Origin of the sequence: Roseateles sp. So40a, assembly GCF_048081605.1 — a bacterium.
Taxonomy (GTDB): domain Bacteria; phylum Pseudomonadota; class Gammaproteobacteria; order Burkholderiales; family Burkholderiaceae_C; genus Roseateles.
The window spans coordinates 1,918,687-1,935,492 of the sequence record NZ_CP182288.1; the positions used below are offsets into that span (position 1 = coordinate 1,918,687).

The 16,806-nt window shown below is 65.2% G+C and carries 20 protein-coding genes; 9 read left to right on the forward strand and 11 right to left on the reverse strand.

Translation table 11 applies throughout. From position 1 onward, the window contains the following. Positions 1-16: 16 nt before the first annotated feature. The 4 genes from ACNI65_RS08855 to ACNI65_RS08870 form a co-directional block, all read right to left on the reverse strand. Complete coding sequence (locus tag ACNI65_RS08855; RefSeq protein ID WP_416762457.1) at positions 17-1,372, reverse strand: M56 family metallopeptidase; 1,356 nt, start codon at positions 1,370-1,372, stop codon at positions 17-19. Then, positions 1,365-1,814, reverse strand: coding sequence for a BlaI/MecI/CopY family transcriptional regulator (locus ACNI65_RS08860; protein ID WP_416762458.1), 450 nt, complete (start codon positions 1,812-1,814; stop codon positions 1,365-1,367). Before ACNI65_RS08860 ends, ACNI65_RS08855 begins: the two co-directional genes overlap by 8 nt. A gap of 141 nt (positions 1,815-1,955) precedes the next feature. After that, positions 1,956-3,323 carry a 3-deoxy-D-arabino-heptulosonate 7-phosphate synthase gene (locus ACNI65_RS08865; RefSeq protein ID WP_416762459.1) on the reverse strand — a complete coding sequence of 456 codons (1,368 nt, stop codon included), beginning with the start codon at positions 3,321-3,323 and terminating at the stop codon, positions 1,956-1,958. Positions 3,324-3,360: 37 nt separating this feature from the next. Next, entirely contained in the window at positions 3,361-4,653 is a 1,293-nt protein-coding gene (locus tag ACNI65_RS08870) for an NADH:flavin oxidoreductase/NADH oxidase family protein (protein ID WP_416762460.1), read from the reverse strand. Positions 4,654-4,744: 91 nt separating this feature from the next. Here ACNI65_RS08870 and ACNI65_RS08875 point away from each other — a divergent pair, with 91 nt between their 5' ends. Together ACNI65_RS08875 and ACNI65_RS08880 are read left to right on the forward strand one after the other, a co-directional pair. Then, positions 4,745-5,158 carry a MerR family transcriptional regulator gene (locus ACNI65_RS08875; protein ID WP_416762461.1) on the forward strand — a complete coding sequence of 138 codons (414 nt, stop codon included), beginning with the start codon at positions 4,745-4,747 and terminating at the stop codon, positions 5,156-5,158. After that, positions 5,158-5,634: a DUF5329 domain-containing protein gene (locus ACNI65_RS08880; protein WP_416762462.1), complete on the forward strand. Its 477-nt coding sequence runs from the start codon at positions 5,158-5,160 to the stop codon at positions 5,632-5,634. Before ACNI65_RS08875 ends, ACNI65_RS08880 begins: the two co-directional genes overlap by 1 nt. A 5-nt stretch (positions 5,635-5,639) precedes the next feature. Here the strand turns inward: ACNI65_RS08880 and ampC are convergent, their stop codons facing one another. Beyond that, positions 5,640-6,872: a class C beta-lactamase gene (gene ampC / locus ACNI65_RS08885; RefSeq protein ID WP_416762463.1), complete on the reverse strand. Its 1,233-nt coding sequence runs from the start codon at positions 6,870-6,872 to the stop codon at positions 5,640-5,642. Positions 6,873-7,088: 216 nt separating this feature from the next. Between ampC and ACNI65_RS08890 the strand changes: the two genes are divergently transcribed. The 3 genes from ACNI65_RS08890 (at position 7,089) to ACNI65_RS08900 (ending at position 10,526) form a co-directional block, all read left to right on the forward strand. Continuing rightward, complete coding sequence (locus tag ACNI65_RS08890; RefSeq protein ID WP_416762464.1) at positions 7,089-7,514, forward strand: hypothetical protein; 426 nt, start codon at positions 7,089-7,091, stop codon at positions 7,512-7,514. Positions 7,515-7,692: 178 nt separating this feature from the next. Beyond that, positions 7,693-9,894, forward strand: coding sequence for a diguanylate cyclase domain-containing protein (locus ACNI65_RS08895; RefSeq protein WP_416762465.1), 2,202 nt, complete (start codon positions 7,693-7,695; stop codon positions 9,892-9,894). A 131-nt stretch (positions 9,895-10,025) separates the two neighbouring features. Further along, a complete protein-coding gene (locus ACNI65_RS08900; protein ID WP_416762466.1) occupies positions 10,026-10,526 on the forward strand; it encodes a hypothetical protein in 501 nt (166 codons plus the stop codon). Positions 10,527-10,618: 92 nt separating this feature from the next. Here ACNI65_RS08900 and ACNI65_RS08905 read toward each other — a convergent pair whose 3' ends face one another. The 6 genes from ACNI65_RS08905 to ACNI65_RS08930 all read right to left on the reverse strand — a co-directional run bounded on the left by ACNI65_RS08905 (position 10,619) and on the right by ACNI65_RS08930 (position 14,213). After that, positions 10,619-11,197 (reverse strand): SMI1/KNR4 family protein, encoded by a 579-nt coding sequence (locus tag ACNI65_RS08905; RefSeq protein WP_416762467.1) that lies wholly within the window; start codon positions 11,195-11,197, stop codon positions 10,619-10,621. 22 nt (positions 11,198-11,219) lie between these two features. Beyond that, on the reverse strand, positions 11,220-11,597 hold the full coding sequence (locus tag ACNI65_RS08910) for a hypothetical protein (RefSeq protein ID WP_416763599.1): 378 nt from the start codon (positions 11,595-11,597) through the stop codon (positions 11,220-11,222). Between the two features lie 197 nt (positions 11,598-11,794). Next, positions 11,795-12,220: a hypothetical protein gene (locus ACNI65_RS08915; protein WP_416762469.1), complete on the reverse strand. Its 426-nt coding sequence runs from the start codon at positions 12,218-12,220 to the stop codon at positions 11,795-11,797. Further along, positions 12,213-12,752 (reverse strand): hypothetical protein, encoded by a 540-nt coding sequence (locus ACNI65_RS08920; protein WP_416762471.1) that lies wholly within the window; start codon positions 12,750-12,752, stop codon positions 12,213-12,215. Before ACNI65_RS08920 ends, ACNI65_RS08915 begins: the two co-directional genes overlap by 8 nt. 685 nt (positions 12,753-13,437) lie before the next feature. Then, a complete protein-coding gene (locus tag ACNI65_RS08925) occupies positions 13,438-13,896 on the reverse strand; it encodes an ankyrin repeat domain-containing protein (RefSeq protein WP_416762473.1) in 459 nt (152 codons plus the stop codon). Positions 13,897-13,907: 11 nt separating this feature from the next. After that, positions 13,908-14,213, reverse strand: a complete 306-nt coding sequence (locus ACNI65_RS08930) for a hypothetical protein (protein WP_416762475.1) — start codon at positions 14,211-14,213, stop codon at positions 13,908-13,910. Between the two features lie 465 nt (positions 14,214-14,678). Between ACNI65_RS08930 and ACNI65_RS08935 the strand changes: the two genes are divergently transcribed. The 4 genes from ACNI65_RS08935 to ACNI65_RS08950 all read left to right on the forward strand — a co-directional run bounded on the left by ACNI65_RS08935 (position 14,679) and on the right by ACNI65_RS08950 (position 16,804). Next, a complete protein-coding gene (locus ACNI65_RS08935) occupies positions 14,679-14,996 on the forward strand; it encodes a hypothetical protein (protein WP_416762477.1) in 318 nt (105 codons plus the stop codon). A gap of 169 nt (positions 14,997-15,165) precedes the next feature. Further along, entirely contained in the window at positions 15,166-15,429 is a 264-nt protein-coding gene (locus ACNI65_RS08940; RefSeq protein ID WP_416762479.1) for a hypothetical protein, read from the forward strand. A gap of 17 nt (positions 15,430-15,446) precedes the next feature. Beyond that, a complete protein-coding gene (locus tag ACNI65_RS08945) occupies positions 15,447-15,647 on the forward strand; it encodes a hypothetical protein (RefSeq protein WP_416762480.1) in 201 nt (66 codons plus the stop codon). A gap of 68 nt (positions 15,648-15,715) precedes the next feature. After that, positions 15,716-16,804 (forward strand): SAM-dependent methyltransferase, encoded by a 1,089-nt coding sequence (locus ACNI65_RS08950; RefSeq protein ID WP_416762482.1) that lies wholly within the window; start codon positions 15,716-15,718, stop codon positions 16,802-16,804. Positions 16,805-16,806: the final 2 nt, after the last annotated feature.

The window sequence follows — 16,806 nt, forward strand, 5'->3', positions numbered from 1 at the left end:
GCGTGTTGATCCGATCTCAGCGCGCCGCCTTGTAGCCGGGCACCTCGCCGAGGCCGATGGTGCGCACGCGGATCAGCAGTTCGGTCCGCTTGTCGCCATCGGGCGCGGTGAACAACGTGGCCTCCTTGCCGTCCTCGACGAGGACCGCGCTGCGCAGCATCGGCCGGCCGCCCTCGGTCGCGAGGACGTTGAGCATCACGTGCTTGCCGTCGCGGCGCTTGGGCGTGATCTCGATGCGGATCTGGTCCGGCGTGGGCTGGTCCGGCCGCCCGCCGAGCACCACCAGCGCCTGCTGGCCTTCCTCGGCGACGAGCCGCATCTTCGACGTGCGTTTGTCCGTGGCCACGCCGGGCTCGATGCGGCTCACGTCGAAGGCGAGGTCCAGCGCGACGGGATCGCGAGCAAGGTCCGGCATCACCGCGTTGACTGCGTGCACGGCGCCGGCCGCGCCCAGCGTCAGCAGGGCGAGGGTGCCGGCACCGAGCAGTCGGCGCGAGCGGGAATGAGGATGGACGGCGAGCATGGTGATCCTTTCGATCAACGGGTGGGACGAGCGCCAACCGGACCACGGCTGGAGCAGGGCATGGGGATGGGCATCGACACGGCCTGGGGCGTGTTGCGCGCTGAGCAGCGCGCGGCCGTAGTCGGCTTGTTGTCCGGGGTGAAGGCGCATGACGGCGTGATCGCAGGACAGTTCCTGATCCGCCCGCATCGCGCGCAGTGCCAGCCAGGCCAGCGGGTTGAACCAGTGCAGCGCGCACAGCGCGCTGGCCAGCGCGTTCCAGTGGTTGTCCCGGCGGCGGCGGTGAACCTCTTCGTGCGCGAGCACCAGCGGCCGCTGCCGCGCATCGAAGCGCTCAGCGAAATCGGGCGGCAGCACCAGGCGCGCGGGCCACAGGCCGACGAGCGCGGGTCCCTGCGCGCCGATCCAGTGACGGCCGGACGCGTCGCGCGTGAGCGCGGCTTCGAAGCGGCGTTGCAGCCGGACCATGTGCCACGCCACGGCGATCGCGCCGAGGGCCCAGACGCCCAGCGCGAGCATCACGCCGGCGATGCTGCTCAGCGGCACGGGATGGGCCGGCTCAGCGAGGGCAGGGGCCAGACGCGTGAGGTCGGGCAGCAGGCCGGGGAACGCGTCAGGGAAGAGCTCCGCGGTGAAGCGTGTCGCGGGCGTGCTCGCCGGCAGCAGCGCGACGACGAGCAGCAGCGGCAGCGCTGCCCAGGCGGCGTATGCCAGCCCGGGTCCGCCCAGACGAGCGAGCGGCCGGCGCAGCATCAGCAGTGCGGCCGAGACGAGCGTGAGCAGGGCGCTCTGCCGCAGCAGCGCGTGGCCGGCGTCCTGCAGGGCCATCGACACGGTGAGCTCAATCATTGGCGTCCCCGGTGCGGGTCTTGCGAGTCGTCTTGCCGGAGGTTTTCTTGGCCGAGTCCGAGCGGCCTTGCTCGTAATCCTCGATCAACTGCTTGAGCGCCTTCACGTCGGCGGCTTTCAGCTTGCGCTGCGAGGTGAAGTGCGAGACCAGCGGCGCGAGGCTGCCGCCGAAGAGGCGATCCAGCAGCGACAGGCCCTCGCCGTGCGCCCAGGCGGAGCGCGGAAAGCGCGGCGCGTAGAGGAAGCGCCGGCCGTCGCGCTCGGCGATGACGGCCTCCTTCTTCAAGAGGCGGTTCAGCAGCGTCTTCACCGTGGCGAGTTGCCAGTCCTGGCGGTCGGCCAGCGCGGCGGCGATCTCTTCCGCCGATTGCGGGGAAGAGGTCCAGAGGACTTCCATCACCTCGGCCTCGGCCGCGGTGATCGGGGGGTGATCCTTGCTCATGCGAATTCGTTTACGGGTGTAATCGAATCAATGATTACAGCTGTAAATGAAATCGTCAAGCGTGTGCTCATGACGATCAAGGGACTCGGTCGGACACCCTCGCCCGCTTGCGGGAGAGGGCAGGGGTGAGGGCCAGAGGCCTCAGCAGGCCTCCAGATCGTCCGGGTGGACCATGAGCCCGCGGACACGCACCGGCGTGGCGGCTTGATGCAGCACCGGCGTGAACCCCGATGCCGTGAGCAACTGCTGCCACACCGGCTCGAGCTCCTCGATCGGAGCGCCGTCGATGCCATGCGCCGCGCGCTCGAGGCTCGCGGTCGACGACAGCAACTGCATGCGGCTCGCCGCGTTCAACCAACGGGGGTGGAGCTCCGCGGGCGCGTCGCTGCAGTACAGGACGGCGCGTGCCAGATCTGCTTCCTCGGTCGGCAGCACGCGCAGCGAGTCGCCCCGGACGAGCACTTCCCCAGAAGGCGACGTGAAGCGATACGTGGTGTCGGCCTGCGCCTGCGCCAGCAGCCGCAATCCGCGCAGCAGCTTGGGCAGGTCGGTGGTCGCCGCGTCCGCGGAGGCTTTCGCCTCGACGAGCAGGACGACGTCCCACACGTGCTCCGCGACGTCAGCAGGGCGTCGCAGCAGCACCACATCCCATTCGCTCTTGGCGCGTTGCGCATCGCCGGGGAAAGACGGCGGGACGCGCATCGAGCTGACCACGCGATAGACCTCTTCACCGCTCGCACCGGCAGCGTCATTGAGCCGCTGCGCCAGCGCCCGCAACGCCGAGGCTGCGAGTGCCTCCACCGCGTCACCGCGCCGCTGTGCGCCGGAGCCCTGGGCCGATGCGCGCGCCGTGCCCGACATCGGCCCCTTCTGCTCACACAGCGCGCGATGGTGCTGGACCATCGGTTCCTCCGCGAGGACGTCCACACGCCGAAGCCGCGCCAGCGCAGGCTCATCGCGCAATCGGGCGAGGTCGCGTTCCAGCGCCGGCTCGTCCACGGGGACCGCTGCGATCCCCTTCGCGACCGTCGACCAGTCATTCGCCGCCGCCGCAGCCTGCAACGCGGCGAGCGCCTCCCGCAACGTCCCCGGCGCGCGCTGCACGACCTTGGCCGGATGCGCGATCGCATTCACGATGGCGAGCACCTGTCGGCGGTCCCGGTCGAGATGAGCGCTCAGCGAGGCGTGCTCGCGCACCAGCGGCGATCGATGCCGCAAGACCATGGCCTGAAAGGCGGGATCGCCGCTGCGGGCCTCGTCGGTCAGGCGCGCGAGCGAGCGCAGGAACAAGCGCCGCACCTCGTCCGCCGGGGTGATCCCAGCGGCCATCGACTGCCGCGCCTGCTCGATCGCGATGGCCAAAGCCGTGGACGGACTGCATGTGTCAGCGGTCGAGGCATCGGGCAGGGCCGCCATGCGGAATCGGCGCGGCACCTGCGCGAGCGCGCGGGTGAGCAGCGGATCCGCAGTGGCGATGGCAGAAGGGACGTTCGACATGGCGGTCGCCATTGTGGCGCCCGCCCGCCCGGCTGCTCGCGAGCCTCGCTCAGCCGCCCGTGCCCGCGGCCTGCGCGCGCCACGCGAGATAACGGCGCGTCAGTCGCGACGCACGCCACTGGTCCAGGACCAGCGTCAGGAACGGCGACACTCGTCTCGAGGGCGCGCGGCCCGCGGCCATCCGATGCAGTTGCCGACGCGCCAGCGCCATCGTGGCGAGGCTGGCCATCGCCTTGTTCTTCCAGCCCACCGCCACCGGCTGCGCGACGGCCTCGGCGGCCATCCACTGCGCGGGCAGGTCCGGCGCGTAGGCGAGCGCGGTGCCGATGCCCACGAGCGCGATGCCGCTGTCCAGCACCTGCTGCGCGACCGCGCGGCGGCGGATGCCCCCGGTGGTCATCACCGGCATGCGCGCCAGCCCCGCGAGCTCGCGCGCGAATTCCAGGAAGTAGGCCTCGCGCGACAGCGTGCGGCCGTCGGCGGTGCGGCCCTGCATCGCGGGGCTCTCATAGCTGCCGCCGGAAAGCTCCAGCAGGTCGATGCCTTCCGCGTTGAGCATCTCGATGACCGCGCGGGCGTCGGCCTCGTCGAAGCCGCCGCGCTGGAAGTCCGCGCTGTTGAGCTTGACCGCGACGGCGAAGTCAGGTCCCGCGACCGCCTTCACCGCCCGCACGACCTCCATCAGTAGACGCGCGCGATGCGCGATCGGGCCGCCGTAGCCGTCCTCGCGGCGATTGGCCAGCGGCGACAGGAACTGCGACAGCAGGTAGCCGTGCGCCGCGTGGATCTGCACGCCGTCGAAGCCGGCCTCGCGCGCGGCGCGGGCGGTGTCGGCGAAGCGGCGCACGATGGCGGCGATCTCGGGCTCGGTCAGCGCGCGCACCGGCGCGAAGAGCTTGCCGTGCTTGCCCATGTCCAGGGCCACATCGGACGGCGCGAAGCCCGGATTGCCCAGCGCCGCGAAGACCTGGCGGCCCGGGTGGTTGATCTGCATCCACACGCGCGTGCCGCCGGTCTTGGCCGCGGCGGCCCACGCGCGATATGGCGCCAGCGGCGTGCCGGCCTGCAGCACCAGGCCGCCCGGGCCGGTCAGCGCGTCGGGCGCGACCATCACGTTGCCGGTGATCAGCAGGCCCGCGCCGCCCTCGGCCCAGCGGCGGTAGAGCTGCTGGCTGGCGGCGCCGGGCAACTGGCCGGGCTCGGCCAGGGCTTCTTCCATCGCGGCCTTGGCGATGCGGTTCTTGAGCCGTTGGCCGTTGGGCAGGACCAGCGCGTCCTGCAGGGAGACGGAAGCAGAGTTGGAAGCGGGAAAGGAAGCAGAGGCAGAAGCGGGAGTCGACATGGTGACGGCGACCGGGCTTTATCCGGTGGCAAGCGAGGGAGATGGCCGCGAGCGTAAGCTTCAAGCTCACTTGAAGGTCAAGAGGTTTCGCATGCGCATCGGAGAACTCGCCAGGCAGACGGGGATGAAGCCCTCGGCCATTCGTTTCTATGAGGCCAGCGGGCTGTTGCCCGAGGGCACGCGCTCGACCAATGGCTACCGCGAGTACGGTCCGGCCGCCCTGGAGCGCTTGCAGTTCATCCAGCTGTCGCAGCGGCTGGGCTTCTCGCTGGACAGCCTGCGGCAGGCCTTCGCGCAGGGACAGGGCGGCCGGCTGCCGCATGACCTGGTGCAGGCGGGTCTCGCGCGAAGACGGGCCGAGATCGCCCGCATGCGGGCCGAGCTCGACGAACAGGATGCCGAGCTGCAGCGGCTGGCCGCGGCCTGCAACGAGAGCTGGTCCGTGGGCGAGTGCCTGGATGGCAGCGCGTATCTGGCAACATCGCCGCTTTCCAGACCGGCGTGATGAGCGTGATGAGCGTGATGAGCGTGATGAGCGTGATGAGCGTGATGAGCGTGGTGATGAACGTGGTGATGAGCGTGATGCGTCCGATGCGTGTGATCCAGACTTCGACGCGGTGCGCCGCGATGGCGGCGTTGATCCTGGGCGCCGCGACGGCTGGCGCCACGCCCTTGCCAGCGGCGGCCAAGGCCGAGGTGACGGCGCTGCTGGGTCGGCTGCAGACCTCGTCCTGCGAGTTCAACCGCAACGGCGACTGGCACGCGGCCGCCGAGGCCCGCGCCCACCTGGAGCGCAAGCTGGCCTACCTCGAGGACAAGAACCTCGTGAAGACCGCCGAGGAGTTCATTGACCGCGGCGCGTCCAAGAGCAGCATGAGCGGCAAGCCCTATCTCGTGCGCTGCGCCGGCGCCGCGCCCGTCGAGAGCAAGGTCTGGTTGACGCGCGAGCTGACGGCGTTGCGCTCAGCCTCCTCGCGCTGACCCGGCTACTGAGCCGGTTGCTGTTTCGGCAGCTGCTGGAGCTGCTCCAACAGCGCGAGTCCCAGCTCGATGCGCGCGGGATTGGGCCAGGCGCGATTGGCCAGGAGCACGAGCCCCAGGCGTTTCTCCGGAACGAAGAGCACGTAGCTGCCGAAGCCGCGTGTCGATCCGGTCTTGTTGAACAGACGGGGTGCATCGGGCGTGGCGCGCGTCGCGCCGGCGGCTGCCGCTGCCGCATCGGCTGCGACCGTATCGGACACCGGCACCGCCGCCGTGGCGCCGCGGCTGAGCGCGTTGCCGGCCAGCAGCTGCTCGCGCGAGACCGGCCACGGGTACTGCTCCCATCCCAGGCCTTGCGTCATGCCGGCGACCTGGAAACGCGGCACCTGCGTGGCCGCGATCGCGCGCGCCAGACGCGGTGGCGCCGACGATGGGTCGATGTTCAGCCGCACGAAATGCAGCAGGTCGGCCGCGGTGGTCTTGATGCCGTAAGCCTCCGCGTCGAAGACGTCGGGCCTCACGCGCACGGCCTCGTCCTTCTCGTAACCCCAGGCGTAATGGGGCATCGCGGCCGCGCTCACGTGGATGTGGGTGTCGCGCAGGCCCAGCGGCGGCAGCAGCTCGGACTCGATCGCGCGATCGAAGTCCATCTTCATCGACGCCGCGACCGCGCGGCCGAACAGGCCGATGCTGGGGTTGGAATACACGCGCTGCGTGCCTGGCGGGAAGGCCGGCTGCCAGCGGGTGAGATAAGGCGTCAGCGCGGCTTCGTCGTGAACCTCGTCGGACACCTGGAGCGGGAAGCCGCCGGCGGTGTAGGTGGCCAGCTGCAGCAGCGTCACGCGGTCGACCGCGTGACCGCGCAACGCAGGCAGGAATCGGCCGGGCGAGTCCGACAGCGACAAGCGGCCGTCCACGAGCGCCAGCGCGCCCAGCGTCGCGGTGAAGGTCTTGCTGACGGAGCCGATCTCGAAGAGCGTGGCGTCGTCGACCGGGGCACCCGACTCGCGCGAGGCCACGCCGTAGTTGAAGACGTAGCTGCGGCCGTTGACGGTGACGCCCACCGCCATGCCGGGGATCGCGTGTTTCGACATCACCGGACGGATGGCGGTGTCTACGAGCGCGCGCAGCGCGGCGGGTGGGGCATCGCTGGCCGCGGCCGTGCCGGCCATCGTGAGCGCGGACACGGCGATGGCGACGCAAGCGCCGAGCGCGCGAGGGATTCGGGAATCGATCATTGAAAGCAGAGGGTGGCGGATCACGTCGTCACGATAGGGGTCTCGCGGCGCGGGACCTGTCGAAAGTCGCGTTACGGACCATCCCCGTAACGAGGGGGAAAAACGGCACAGCGTGAGCCGTCGTCAAGGGAAACCGGTCATGCGCGGCCGATATGATTTCGCCCGCCGCGCACCAATACATTCAATCCAGGCGCGGCATTCAGGGAGAAATCTGTCATGCGGTTGGTATTGCTCATCGTGGCCTTGGTCGTGGCCGGCGTCGTCGGCTGGAAGAAGCGCGACGAGATCCCGTTCCTGCGCGATGCGACGCGCCAGGTGGAACGGCAGGTGCAGAGCGTCGAGCTGCCCAAGGTGCCGGGCCTGTCCTCGGCCAATGACGCGCCGGCCAGCGGCGGTCAGCCCGCGCCGGGCGGCGTGCGCCGCTGCGTCGTCAACGGCAGCGTGCTCTACACCAACGACGCCTGCCCGGCGGGCAGCAGCGAGCAGAAGGTCAAGGGCGGCACCGTGTCGACGGTGCCCGGCTACAAGGCACCGGCCGCGGCGGCCTCGGGCACCGGCATCCCCAACGCGCGCGAGCTGCTCGCGCCCAAGGACGGGACGCTGAAGGACAAGGCCGCGGAGAAGATCATGGAAGGCCTCTGACACCCCCGCGTTCTCGGGTTTCCCGGCATCGCCGCGGCCGGGAGCGGATCAGTAGACTGGCTGGGAAGCCGGACCGCGACGGAGGTCGCGAGATCCGGCCGGGCTTCAGGGAGTCGAGGCCACGATGCCGGGATCGGGCACGTCCTGTCCGGCACGCCGATGCGACGTTCAACAGCCCATGCCGCTGACTGATCCGCAAGTGCTCATCGAGGGAGCGGCGCGCCGGCGCCGTCGCCTGACGGCGTGGCTCGTCGGGGCGAACCTGACCGTCGCGCTCGTGCTGGCCGCGCTGGTGGCGCATGTGCTGGACAACTCGCGCCGCGCCTACGAGACCCAGGCGCGCAGTTTCGCCGAGGGCCTCGCCGCGGTGGCACAGCTCAATGTCGAGGCCGAGATCGGCCGCGTGGATGCGGTGCTGCGCGCCACGGGCGGTGAGCTCGAGCGGATGCTCAAGGACGGCGCGGGGGACGCGGCGCTCAACGAGGTGATGCTGGCGCGCTTCGGCCTGATGCCCGGCGTGGAGGCGATCCGCGCGGCGGACGCGACGGGCCGGGTGCGCTGGGGCACGCGGCTGCCAGAAGGCGCGCCCACGCGGGTCGAAGACCGCGACTACTTCGTCCGCGCCCGGGATGAGGCAGCGCCGACGACGCAGGTGACCGGGCCGCTGGTGTCGCGCGTGTCGGGCAACTGGGTCGTGGCCTTCGTGCGGCCGATGCGGGTGCAGGGACGATTCGCGGGCGTGATCTACGTGACCGTGGGCGTCGAGCATTTCCGGCGCATCTTCGATCGTTATGAGCTGGCCCCGCTGGACGCGATGACGCTGCGCCGCGACGATCTGCGGCTGGTGGCGCGCGCGGCGCCGGGCAGCCCGGTGCAGGGCCAGATCGGCGACACCAACGTCTCCGCGGCGACGCGCCAGATGTTGGCGTCGCACCCGCGTCAGGGCACGCTGGTGACGACAGTGTCCATCGACGGTCAGCAGCGCACGAGTTCCTACCGCGCGCTGGAGCGCTGGCCGTTCGTCGTCTACGCGGGCGTCAACAACGATCGCTTCTTCGCGCCGTGGCGCGCGCAGGCGTGGCGGGTGGGGTCGCTCGCGGCGCTGGCATGGTTGCTGGTGGCGCTGGCCTCGGCCTATGCGCATCGCGTGAGCCGCCGCGAGTTCGAAGCCATCCGCGAGGTGGCCTCGCAAGGGCAGCGCATCCGGGCGCTGATGCGCGTGGCGGGCGACGGCATCCACATCATCAACCGCGACGGCCGGCTGGTGGAGATGAGCGATTCCTTCGCGGAGATGCTGAAGTCGACGCGCGCATCGCTGCTGGGTCGGCACATCTCGGGCTGGGACGCGAATCAGGACGAAGCGGCGATCCAGCGGTGGCTCTCGAAGATCAAGGCCGGCGATCGGCAACAGGTGGATGTGCAGCATCGGCGCGATGACGGCGAGGTGATCGACGTGGCGCTGCACCTGAGCGTGGCGGAAATCGGCGGGGAACTGCTGGTGTTCTCGTCCGGGCGGGATGTGACGCAGGAGCGGCGGCTGCAGCGCGAGCAGGCGGCGATGCTCGACAGCGACCTGGTGGCGATGGCGAAGATGTCCAACCGGATGATCACGTGGCGCAATCGGGCGGTGGAGCGCTTGCTGGGGTATGGACCCGGCGAGCTGGAGGGCGTGTCGGCGCGGGTGTTCTATTGGGACGACGCGCAGTTCGAGGAAGTCGGCCGGCAGGTGTATGCGGCGTTGGCGTCGCACGGGTATTACCGCTCGCAGATCCGGATGAGGAGCAAGGCGGGCGAGGCGGTGTGGGTGGACTTCAACGCGGCGCCGCTGTCGGAGACGGAGGTCTTCGCGATGGCGGTGGACATCACGCCGATGAAGGCAGCGCACGAGCACCTGGCGCATGCGGCGTTCCATGATGCGTTGACGCAATTGCCGAATCGGGTGCTGTTGTACGACCGGATCGAGCAGGCCCTGGCGATGGCGCGGCGGGAGAGGAAGCGGGTGGCGGTGTGCTACCTGGACCTGGATGGCTTCAAGGCGGTGAACGACGAGCACGGGCATGACGCCGGGGATCAGCTGCTGCAGACGATCGCGGGAAGGCTGACGGCGAGCATCCGGCCGCTGGACACGGCGGCGCGGCTGGGCGGGGATGAATTCGTGCTGGTGCTGACCTGCGTCGACGACGCGGAATGGCCGCCGGTGCTGGCGCGGGTGATCGAGGCGATCAGGGAGCCGGTGACGCTGGCGTCAGGCGCGGTGGTGCGGGTTGGGGCGACGTCGGGCGTGGCGGCTTTCGCCCCCGAAGACACCGCCGGCGCCCATGAACTCATCGAGCGCGCGGATCATGAGATGTTGAGGGGGAAGAGGGTGGGGCGGGGGTGAATGCAAATCCGACCGAAAGGATCTCGTCTCAGCTTTCGAAGTGCAAATAGGTAATTATTTGAAGTAATACGTGTGGCGGTTGCCGGCAAACGCATTCGTTCTGTAGTTTGAGCGTTCTGAGGGACTTCTGTATGGGAAAGCAATTAAGCATCCTCGCAACGGACGTGGATCTTCAAGCACTTGAAGATATTATGCGAGAAATGGAAGATGTCGACATTCTCTCGGATGTTGCCAATGCGGATCTTATGAATCTGCTGCCGCTTGAAGATTTGACTATCCCCTTGTCTCAAGTGGGAAAGGCCTCGTTGTTTTGCTATTTGGCGCCGCGATATTTGGCAAGAAGTATTGTTGTTGAACGAGATAGTCCCGTTAAGGTTCATATCGACTTGAGGAAGTCTTGTTTAATTGAGTTCTGGCGCCCGTTCTACGATGGCAATGTGATGCGGTACGGGCGGATGTATTACCACAAGCAACACCGATCGGTCGAGCGCGATCCCGCGTTCGTTGCTTGGGCGGATAGTGTGATGACGCGGGTTCGGCGTAGCCTGAAGCTTGATAAGAACCTTGGCGCCTATGTGGGGTCGGATGCGGCGAAGAAACTTGCGGGACGTGAAGTTTCCGTCGTTGGATAGGACTATCTCCCCGCGTTGTGAGCCTATATGTGCCGACCGTCCGGTCGTGAGAGTGCGCCACTACTTGGCTGGGCTTCCAAGGCTGATTTTCTCTAGTTTGGCACGGTGTTTTCAATGCCGACTGTCAGATGGCCATGGTCGTTGAATAGCATAGACAGTCGAGTTACCTCCGCGCTAATGAAATCATTCAGATTATTCCATGTATTGACGAGCGACGCCGAAGGGCCGGGGGCTAGGCGAAAAACCTCTTCGGAGTTTGCGTCAATGGCGACAAATGAACCATCAAAGAAATAACTTCCGATGAGGATCCAGTTTTTTGGAGTGCCTCGTGGGCGTTCAGTTACGTTGGTATCGATAATATCGAAGGGTTGCCATCGCGCGTCGCCAGTTCGGGTGTAATCGCTCCTTAATCCGTAAATATCGAGGTGGCTCGAAAATAGGGAGATGCCGTTGGAGCTAGCGAAGAATTCGCTAAGGCTTGCAGGCATGCTCCGCCCTAGCGAAACTTCCATCTTGGATCGCTCGGCGGGTGTGAGGCCTCGGTAGACTATATGCAGCCATGCTTCGGGTGCGACATGTGGTACGTGACCATACAAGTTTGCGCCTAATGCTGTTGTTTGATGGCCGAGTAGAGCCGCGCGCTCTAGTGCATTCTTTAGATCTGATTGCACATAATCTCCTGATCAATGGGCCTTAGGTTGGAGGTGCGTAGTTGCCATTGTGTTCCGTCCAGAAATGACTGTACGGGTCTGTGAATTTGATGTTGTTCGGATTGCTCGCATACCCTGGACTTCCCCGTACGCTGTTGATGTGGTGTCTAACAAATCCCGATACTCTCCCCGTTGTAAGTAGTTCCTTGAGCTGGGCATTCGTCCAGCGTCGGCTGCCTTGCCCGCCGCTCTGAATCAATGCGATCTCATCTTCCCATGCGGTTGATTCCCTCGCGTCGGGCCCAAGCCAAGTAGGAGTTGTAGCTTGAGGAACAAGTCCGTGCATTTTGGGATCGAAGAAGATTTGAATGGTAATTGGGCAAATACCGCACGTCTCGGTGTCCGAAGACGTTGGTCCCATTTCCCGAGATTCAGGAGTATGAGAAATTTGGCTCAACGGAGCACCACCAGCTTCCCAGAGGCGCAAGCGACGTGACTGGTGACCAGCAAAGGAAGCGCGACCAGCAGCGCCTTCATTCGATGGCGGCGAGTTAGGGTGTCGAGGATTCGCATGAACTCTGATCTGTTGTCTTGAGCGGTTGGCCCCCGTGATCTGCGTCAGTCGGCCGCTGGACGGTCTGACCCGTGTCGTCGCCCTGCCTTGTGTTTACGGCGCCAAACCACCCAGAACGAGAGCCCTGCCAAAGCGCCTGCGGCGCCATAGATCGGCATACCAGCCCCGCTGACATTGCCCTCGCTCACGATGACGATGGCCAGCGCGCCGATGACCGCGCCTCCCAATATCGCCGACCACCAGCGAACAAGATTCCAGTGGTTGACCAAGGCAAAGGCTGGAACGCCGAGCGCAAGGGTCGCGGCTACGGTGAACGGAAAGACGACCAGAAACGTGAGAAGCATATCGACAAGCTCGTCCCGGCCCGAAATCGGCGACAGCATCGCCAGGCAGGCAGCCGCGATCACAGTCGCCGCAAGGAATCCGCCGATGGTGTCTCCATTGGGCGTGTCTTTGGTGCGGTCAGTCACGAGGTTCAATCTCAAATGCGTCGCTGGTCGTCGTGGTCCTGCGGGTGGTGAACTCGCGGCGCAGTAATGCCTTCACAGAGCGCTTGTCGCGAATGACGTCATCGATCAGCCAGTCGCGATTGAGTCTGACCAGATGCAGGCGTGCCGTTTGGATGGAAGACGCGCTGTCACCGCACTCGCATTGGTACTCGAAGTCGACCTGTCGTTGACGATCGCTCGCCACGATACGGGTGACACGGATCCAGCGAAGCTCCGCGCGATCCTGCGTGGAGGTCCAGAAGTCCCAATCGATCGCGCAGGATTCGCCGTCGTCCAGGCAGTCGCTGTTGCGCTGCAGAAGCTGGTGGAGTTCTGGGGTGTAGAGCCCGGCCGGTGGCGATTCGATCCAGAAGCGCTCGTGCTTCTCGAAGAACTGCCTGGCCACGGCTTCGGGAGGTTCAACGGGCACGGCTCCGACATGCCCGAACGTGAGCAGGCAGCAAAGCGCCGCGAATTGCGTTGTCAGGCGCCAAAGGGTTTGGATGTAGATCAAGGCTCGTTCGAGATGTAGTTGTCGCCAGCCGCCGGTGCGGCCCGCGCTGCCTCCCACGGCAAGGTCCGAATTTTCAGGACTCGCGGCCTTGCCTGCGATTGCGCTTTATATGCCATAGATACGGAGTGAAGCTGGCAAGGAATATAAGGACTACGATCATTTGCGGCGTCGTTGTGAAAAGCGCCAACTATAGATCTATCAGATTTATGGCCAAGAAGAATGCGATTGATGCGGTTCGCACTTAATTAATCTCTCGATTCGTTGTTTTTCGTTTGCTGAATGCTCTCCGGTGAAATTGCCACAAGGGCGGCGCACCGTACACCCGCTCCTAGGAAAACGAGCGTTGCCGCGAACGCACAATAGGTCAGGAGGGCGCTGAATCCGGCGGGTCCGCCTCCGCAAGAATGCGCCCACGGCGCAGCAAGCATTCGGCAATCGATCCACGCAAACAGAAGTGCCACCAGTGTCCCGAGTAATGCCAATCCCAGCCATTCGATTGGAGACTGGGCATGCGCCTTCAGCCATTGCGGAACGCCCAAGATCCACACGATCGCGCTGCAGAGCAAACGCAGTACCGTGGATGCTTCAGGGGCGAATATTGCGAATGCGAGCCAAGTGGTGAGCAGTGAGATCGCCGCAGCCGCCAATGTGGCAATGACGTTGGCGCGGGAGGAGAACAGGGCAGCTACTCGCACGACGGGCCCCAATTTCCTTCCTGAATATCCTTGAAATCCAGCCAGCGCTGCTTCGCATGGCCAGCTGCATCGTGTCCGAATGAAGGAGCAAGCTCGGCGCTGCCCAAAAGGACGCTGATTTCATGCAGTTCCAAGATCCGCGACATCTCAAGAGCAGACTCGCCGAACTCATTTTCGATCGACTTGTCGCCCCCAAGACTCAGCAGGAGTTTCACCGTCCGAGCGCAACCACCGAGGATCGCGTAATGAAGCGGGGAAAGGCCCAGATCGCCAATGGCGTTCAGATTGGCGCCGAGTCTTGCAGCTTCCACGACGTCCTCGCAGTCTCCAGCAAATGACGCCAGATGGATAATCTGCAAGTCAAACAAGCCGACTTGATTGATGTCCACCAGCTCTTCGCCAAGGAATTCCAAGTGTTGCTCGTATTTGGCCTTTAGATGGTTGTTCATGGATAACTTCTTCAGACTCTGAGCTGACGTCGTCCGGAAGGCTTTACTTCGGCACTCCAAAAGCGCAGGACTTGAACCAGCAAGCCAAATCCGAACGCCAATGCCACGACGGTCAGGTGATCTGTGATCTCCAGCGAGGTCCAGAAGCTCCATTCGAGGAGATGCGGCCCGGACAGCAACCAGTTCGAGAACAAGCCGAGGAACAACGCCCCCAACCCAACGAGCGCGAGCCTTGATCGACCGTAGAGATCGACGATCTCGCGTGTTGTCGTGGCGTGCATGCCCACGACGATGGCGCAGGACAGTGCGATCTTCATGCAGAGGAATAGGGCGGTGAGCAAGGCGGGTGACGATCGTGCGAATCGGCGGATGGTGCCAGGGTTTGCCCCCAACGCCCAGAGGAACGTGCACCTCTAGCATTCCCGTCGCCGGTGACGGGACACCGCTCGAGGAAGCGATCACCGTCGGCAATGGAGCAACCGCAAGGGCGATCCGGGCCCTGCGTCTTTGGCCAGAGTAGACAGAACGAAGCGTCGCATATGAGGTGGTACAAGTGGCTTCACATTGCTGTCATGGCAATGATGTTCGTGTTTGTTTTTGTTCCCGGCGTCGTCGACAGGTTTCCTTTCCTATTTCTCCTGCTTATTGCATTGATAGTTGTGATGGCTCCTATTTCTGGAGCTATCGCTGTAAAGAAGTGGCGGCGGCCAAGTGAAAAATGGACGGGACGTGGAAATTCTTGGCTTCGTCTCATGCGTTCCGGGTTGGGGATGGGTGAATAAGTGGCAAGTCTGAAGATTGGCGATGTGGTTGAACTGAATACAAATCGAGGCTTCAGTTATTTGCACTACACGCACAAGCATCGGCAATATGGAGCATTGCTGCGGGCGTTCGCTGGCTTCCATGAGGCCCGCCCGTCGTCCCTGACGGAGTTGATGGTGGGTGCGTCTGTTTTTCAATGTTTCTTCCCTCTCGGCGCGGCAGTGGATCAAGGGATTGTTTCTATCGTTGGAAATGTCGAGTTGTCGGCTGCTGAAAAGGATTTTCCGACATTCCGCGCTGGAGTCATGAATCCTGCCACGCGAATGGTTGACGTGTAGTGGCTGTGGAATGGCCAGGAAGAGTGGAAGGTCGGTGATTTGACCGCGGAGCAGCGTCGGTTATCGATTCGAGGGGTATGGAACGATACTTTGCTGCGGGACCGCCTGGAATCCGAGTGGCGGCCTGAAACCGATTCAGCGTAGCGATGGTCTTTTCAAGGCTCTGACCATGCAACACGGGACGAAATTAGCCCTGCGAGAAATGTCGGTCGACGCATTCATCGTCATCGCGATCGCCATCCCGATGTTTCTCCTGCAAACCTACCTTTGGCGCGAATGGGCCTTGGTCGCCTTGCTCTGCGCGCTGCCTATCCTCTTTGGCGGCTTCGGTCTTTGGCCTTGGGGGATTCGCCTGTTTCGGCAGGTGGGCGCCGGGGCGATCCTCGGTGTGTTCACCGCGTTCTGCGCGAACGTCGTGGCCCGAGTGATCTGATCGGACAACGAGAAGCCATGAAGAGTTTCAAGCGCTTCGCGATCGAATTCGTCCTTCACGGCGTTTGCATGCTGATCGGCATCGTCGCGATCTATCAGGCGATCCTGCGAGGATCGATCTGGCCAATTGCTTTTGCCGGCGCGATCTTGCTGGCGATTGAGCTCGTCTGGCTGCAATGGCGATTGAAGCGGATGGGGAGAGAAGACGGCGTGGGATGAGGCGATGTTGATGATCCAAACCCCGTTTTCCTACGTAGAACAAGGCGTCACCCCTCCCAGGTCACGCCATGGATCTCGCCCTGTCTTCGCTCGCGATGCGTCTGGCCGAACGCGGCCTCCTGCCCGATCCGGCCTTGCGGCTCGGCATCCGCCACCTGCTGCGCCAGCGCCTCGATGAATCCCATCACGAGGACCACGAGACCGCTGCCGCGCTCACGCAGCGCTTCCTCGACTCGCTGAAGAGCGCGCCACTCGCCGTCCTCCCCGACAAGGCCAACGAGCAGCATTACGAACTCCCGCCCGCGCTCTTCCAGGCCATGCTCGGCCCGCAGCGCAAGTACAGCTGCTGCTGGTGGCCCGAGGGCGTCGACACGCTCGAGGCCGCCGAGGAAGCCGCGCTCGCCGAGACCGCCGCCCGCGCCGGACTCGCCGACGGCCAACGCATCCTCGAGCTCGGCTGCGGCTGGGGATCGCTCAGCCTCTGGATGGCCTCGCACTTCCCGAATGCCGAGATCCTCGCGATCTCCAACTCCGCGTCCCAACGCGAGTTCATCGAGGGCAAGGCCGCCCACCGCGGTCTGCGCAACCTGCGCGTCCTCACGCGCGACTTCAACAGCTTCGGCGAAGGCGAGGACCCCGATGTGGGCGCGCTCGCCAAGCGCTTCGACCGCATCGTCTCCGTCGAGATGTTCGAGCACCTGCGCAATTGGCCGCAGGCCTTCCGCAAGGTCGCCGGCTGGCTGCGCGACGACGGCCGCTTCTTCATGCATGTCTTCGCGCACCGCGATGCGCCTTATGCCTTCGAGGTTCGCGATGCCACCGACTGGATGAGCCAGCACTTCTTCTCCGGCGGCATGATGCCCAGCGATGACCTCGCGCTGCTGTGTCAGGACGACCTCGCGCTGCAGCAGCGCTGGCGTTGGGACGGCCGGCATTACGCGCGCACCGCCGCCGCCTGGCTGCAGCGGCTGGACGCGCATCGCGGCGAACTGATGCCCGTCTTCGAATCCGTCTATGGCGCCGCCGACGCCCCCATGTGGTGGCAGCGCTGGCGGCTCTTCCTGCTCTCCGTCGAGGAGCTCTTCGCGTACGACCGCGGGCAGCAGTGGTGGGTCAGCCACTACCTCTTCGCGCCGCGGCGCACCAGCGCCCGTTGAGC

Excerpts from the sequence above, each read along its gene's own strand:
- ACNI65_RS08855 (WP_416762457.1), bottom strand. The coding sequence starts at position 1,372 with ATGATTGAGCTCACCGTGTCGATGGCCCTGCAGGACGCCGGCCACGCG.
- ACNI65_RS08860 (WP_416762458.1), bottom strand. The coding sequence starts at position 1,814 with ATGAGCAAGGATCACCCCCCGATCACCGCGGCCGAGGCCGAGGTGATG.
- ACNI65_RS08865 (WP_416762459.1), bottom strand. The coding sequence starts at position 3,323 with ATGGCGACCGCCATGTCGAACGTCCCTTCTGCCATCGCCACTGCGGAT.
- ACNI65_RS08870 (WP_416762460.1), bottom strand. The coding sequence starts at position 4,653 with ATGTCGACTCCCGCTTCTGCCTCTGCTTCCTTTCCCGCTTCCAACTCT.
- ACNI65_RS08875 (WP_416762461.1), top strand. The coding sequence starts at position 4,745 with ATGCGCATCGGAGAACTCGCCAGGCAGACGGGGATGAAGCCCTCGGCC.
- ACNI65_RS08880 (WP_416762462.1), top strand. The coding sequence starts at position 5,158 with ATGAGCGTGATGAGCGTGATGAGCGTGATGAGCGTGATGAGCGTGATG.
- ampC (WP_416762463.1), bottom strand. The coding sequence starts at position 6,872 with ATGATCGATTCCCGAATCCCTCGCGCGCTCGGCGCTTGCGTCGCCATC.
- ACNI65_RS08890 (WP_416762464.1), top strand. The coding sequence starts at position 7,089 with ATGCGGTTGGTATTGCTCATCGTGGCCTTGGTCGTGGCCGGCGTCGTC.
- ACNI65_RS08895 (WP_416762465.1), top strand. The coding sequence starts at position 7,693 with ATGCCGCTGACTGATCCGCAAGTGCTCATCGAGGGAGCGGCGCGCCGG.
- ACNI65_RS08900 (WP_416762466.1), top strand. The coding sequence starts at position 10,026 with ATGGGAAAGCAATTAAGCATCCTCGCAACGGACGTGGATCTTCAAGCA.
- ACNI65_RS08910 (WP_416763599.1), bottom strand. The coding sequence starts at position 11,597 with ATGGGACCAACGTCTTCGGACACCGAGACGTGCGGTATTTGCCCAATT.
- ACNI65_RS08925 (WP_416762473.1), bottom strand. The coding sequence starts at position 13,896 with ATGAACAACCATCTAAAGGCCAAATACGAGCAACACTTGGAATTCCTT.
- ACNI65_RS08930 (WP_416762475.1), bottom strand. The coding sequence starts at position 14,213 with ATGAAGATCGCACTGTCCTGCGCCATCGTCGTGGGCATGCACGCCACG.
- ACNI65_RS08940 (WP_416762479.1), top strand. The coding sequence starts at position 15,166 with ATGCAACACGGGACGAAATTAGCCCTGCGAGAAATGTCGGTCGACGCA.
- ACNI65_RS08945 (WP_416762480.1), top strand. The coding sequence starts at position 15,447 with ATGAAGAGTTTCAAGCGCTTCGCGATCGAATTCGTCCTTCACGGCGTT.
- ACNI65_RS08950 (WP_416762482.1), top strand. The coding sequence starts at position 15,716 with ATGGATCTCGCCCTGTCTTCGCTCGCGATGCGTCTGGCCGAACGCGGC.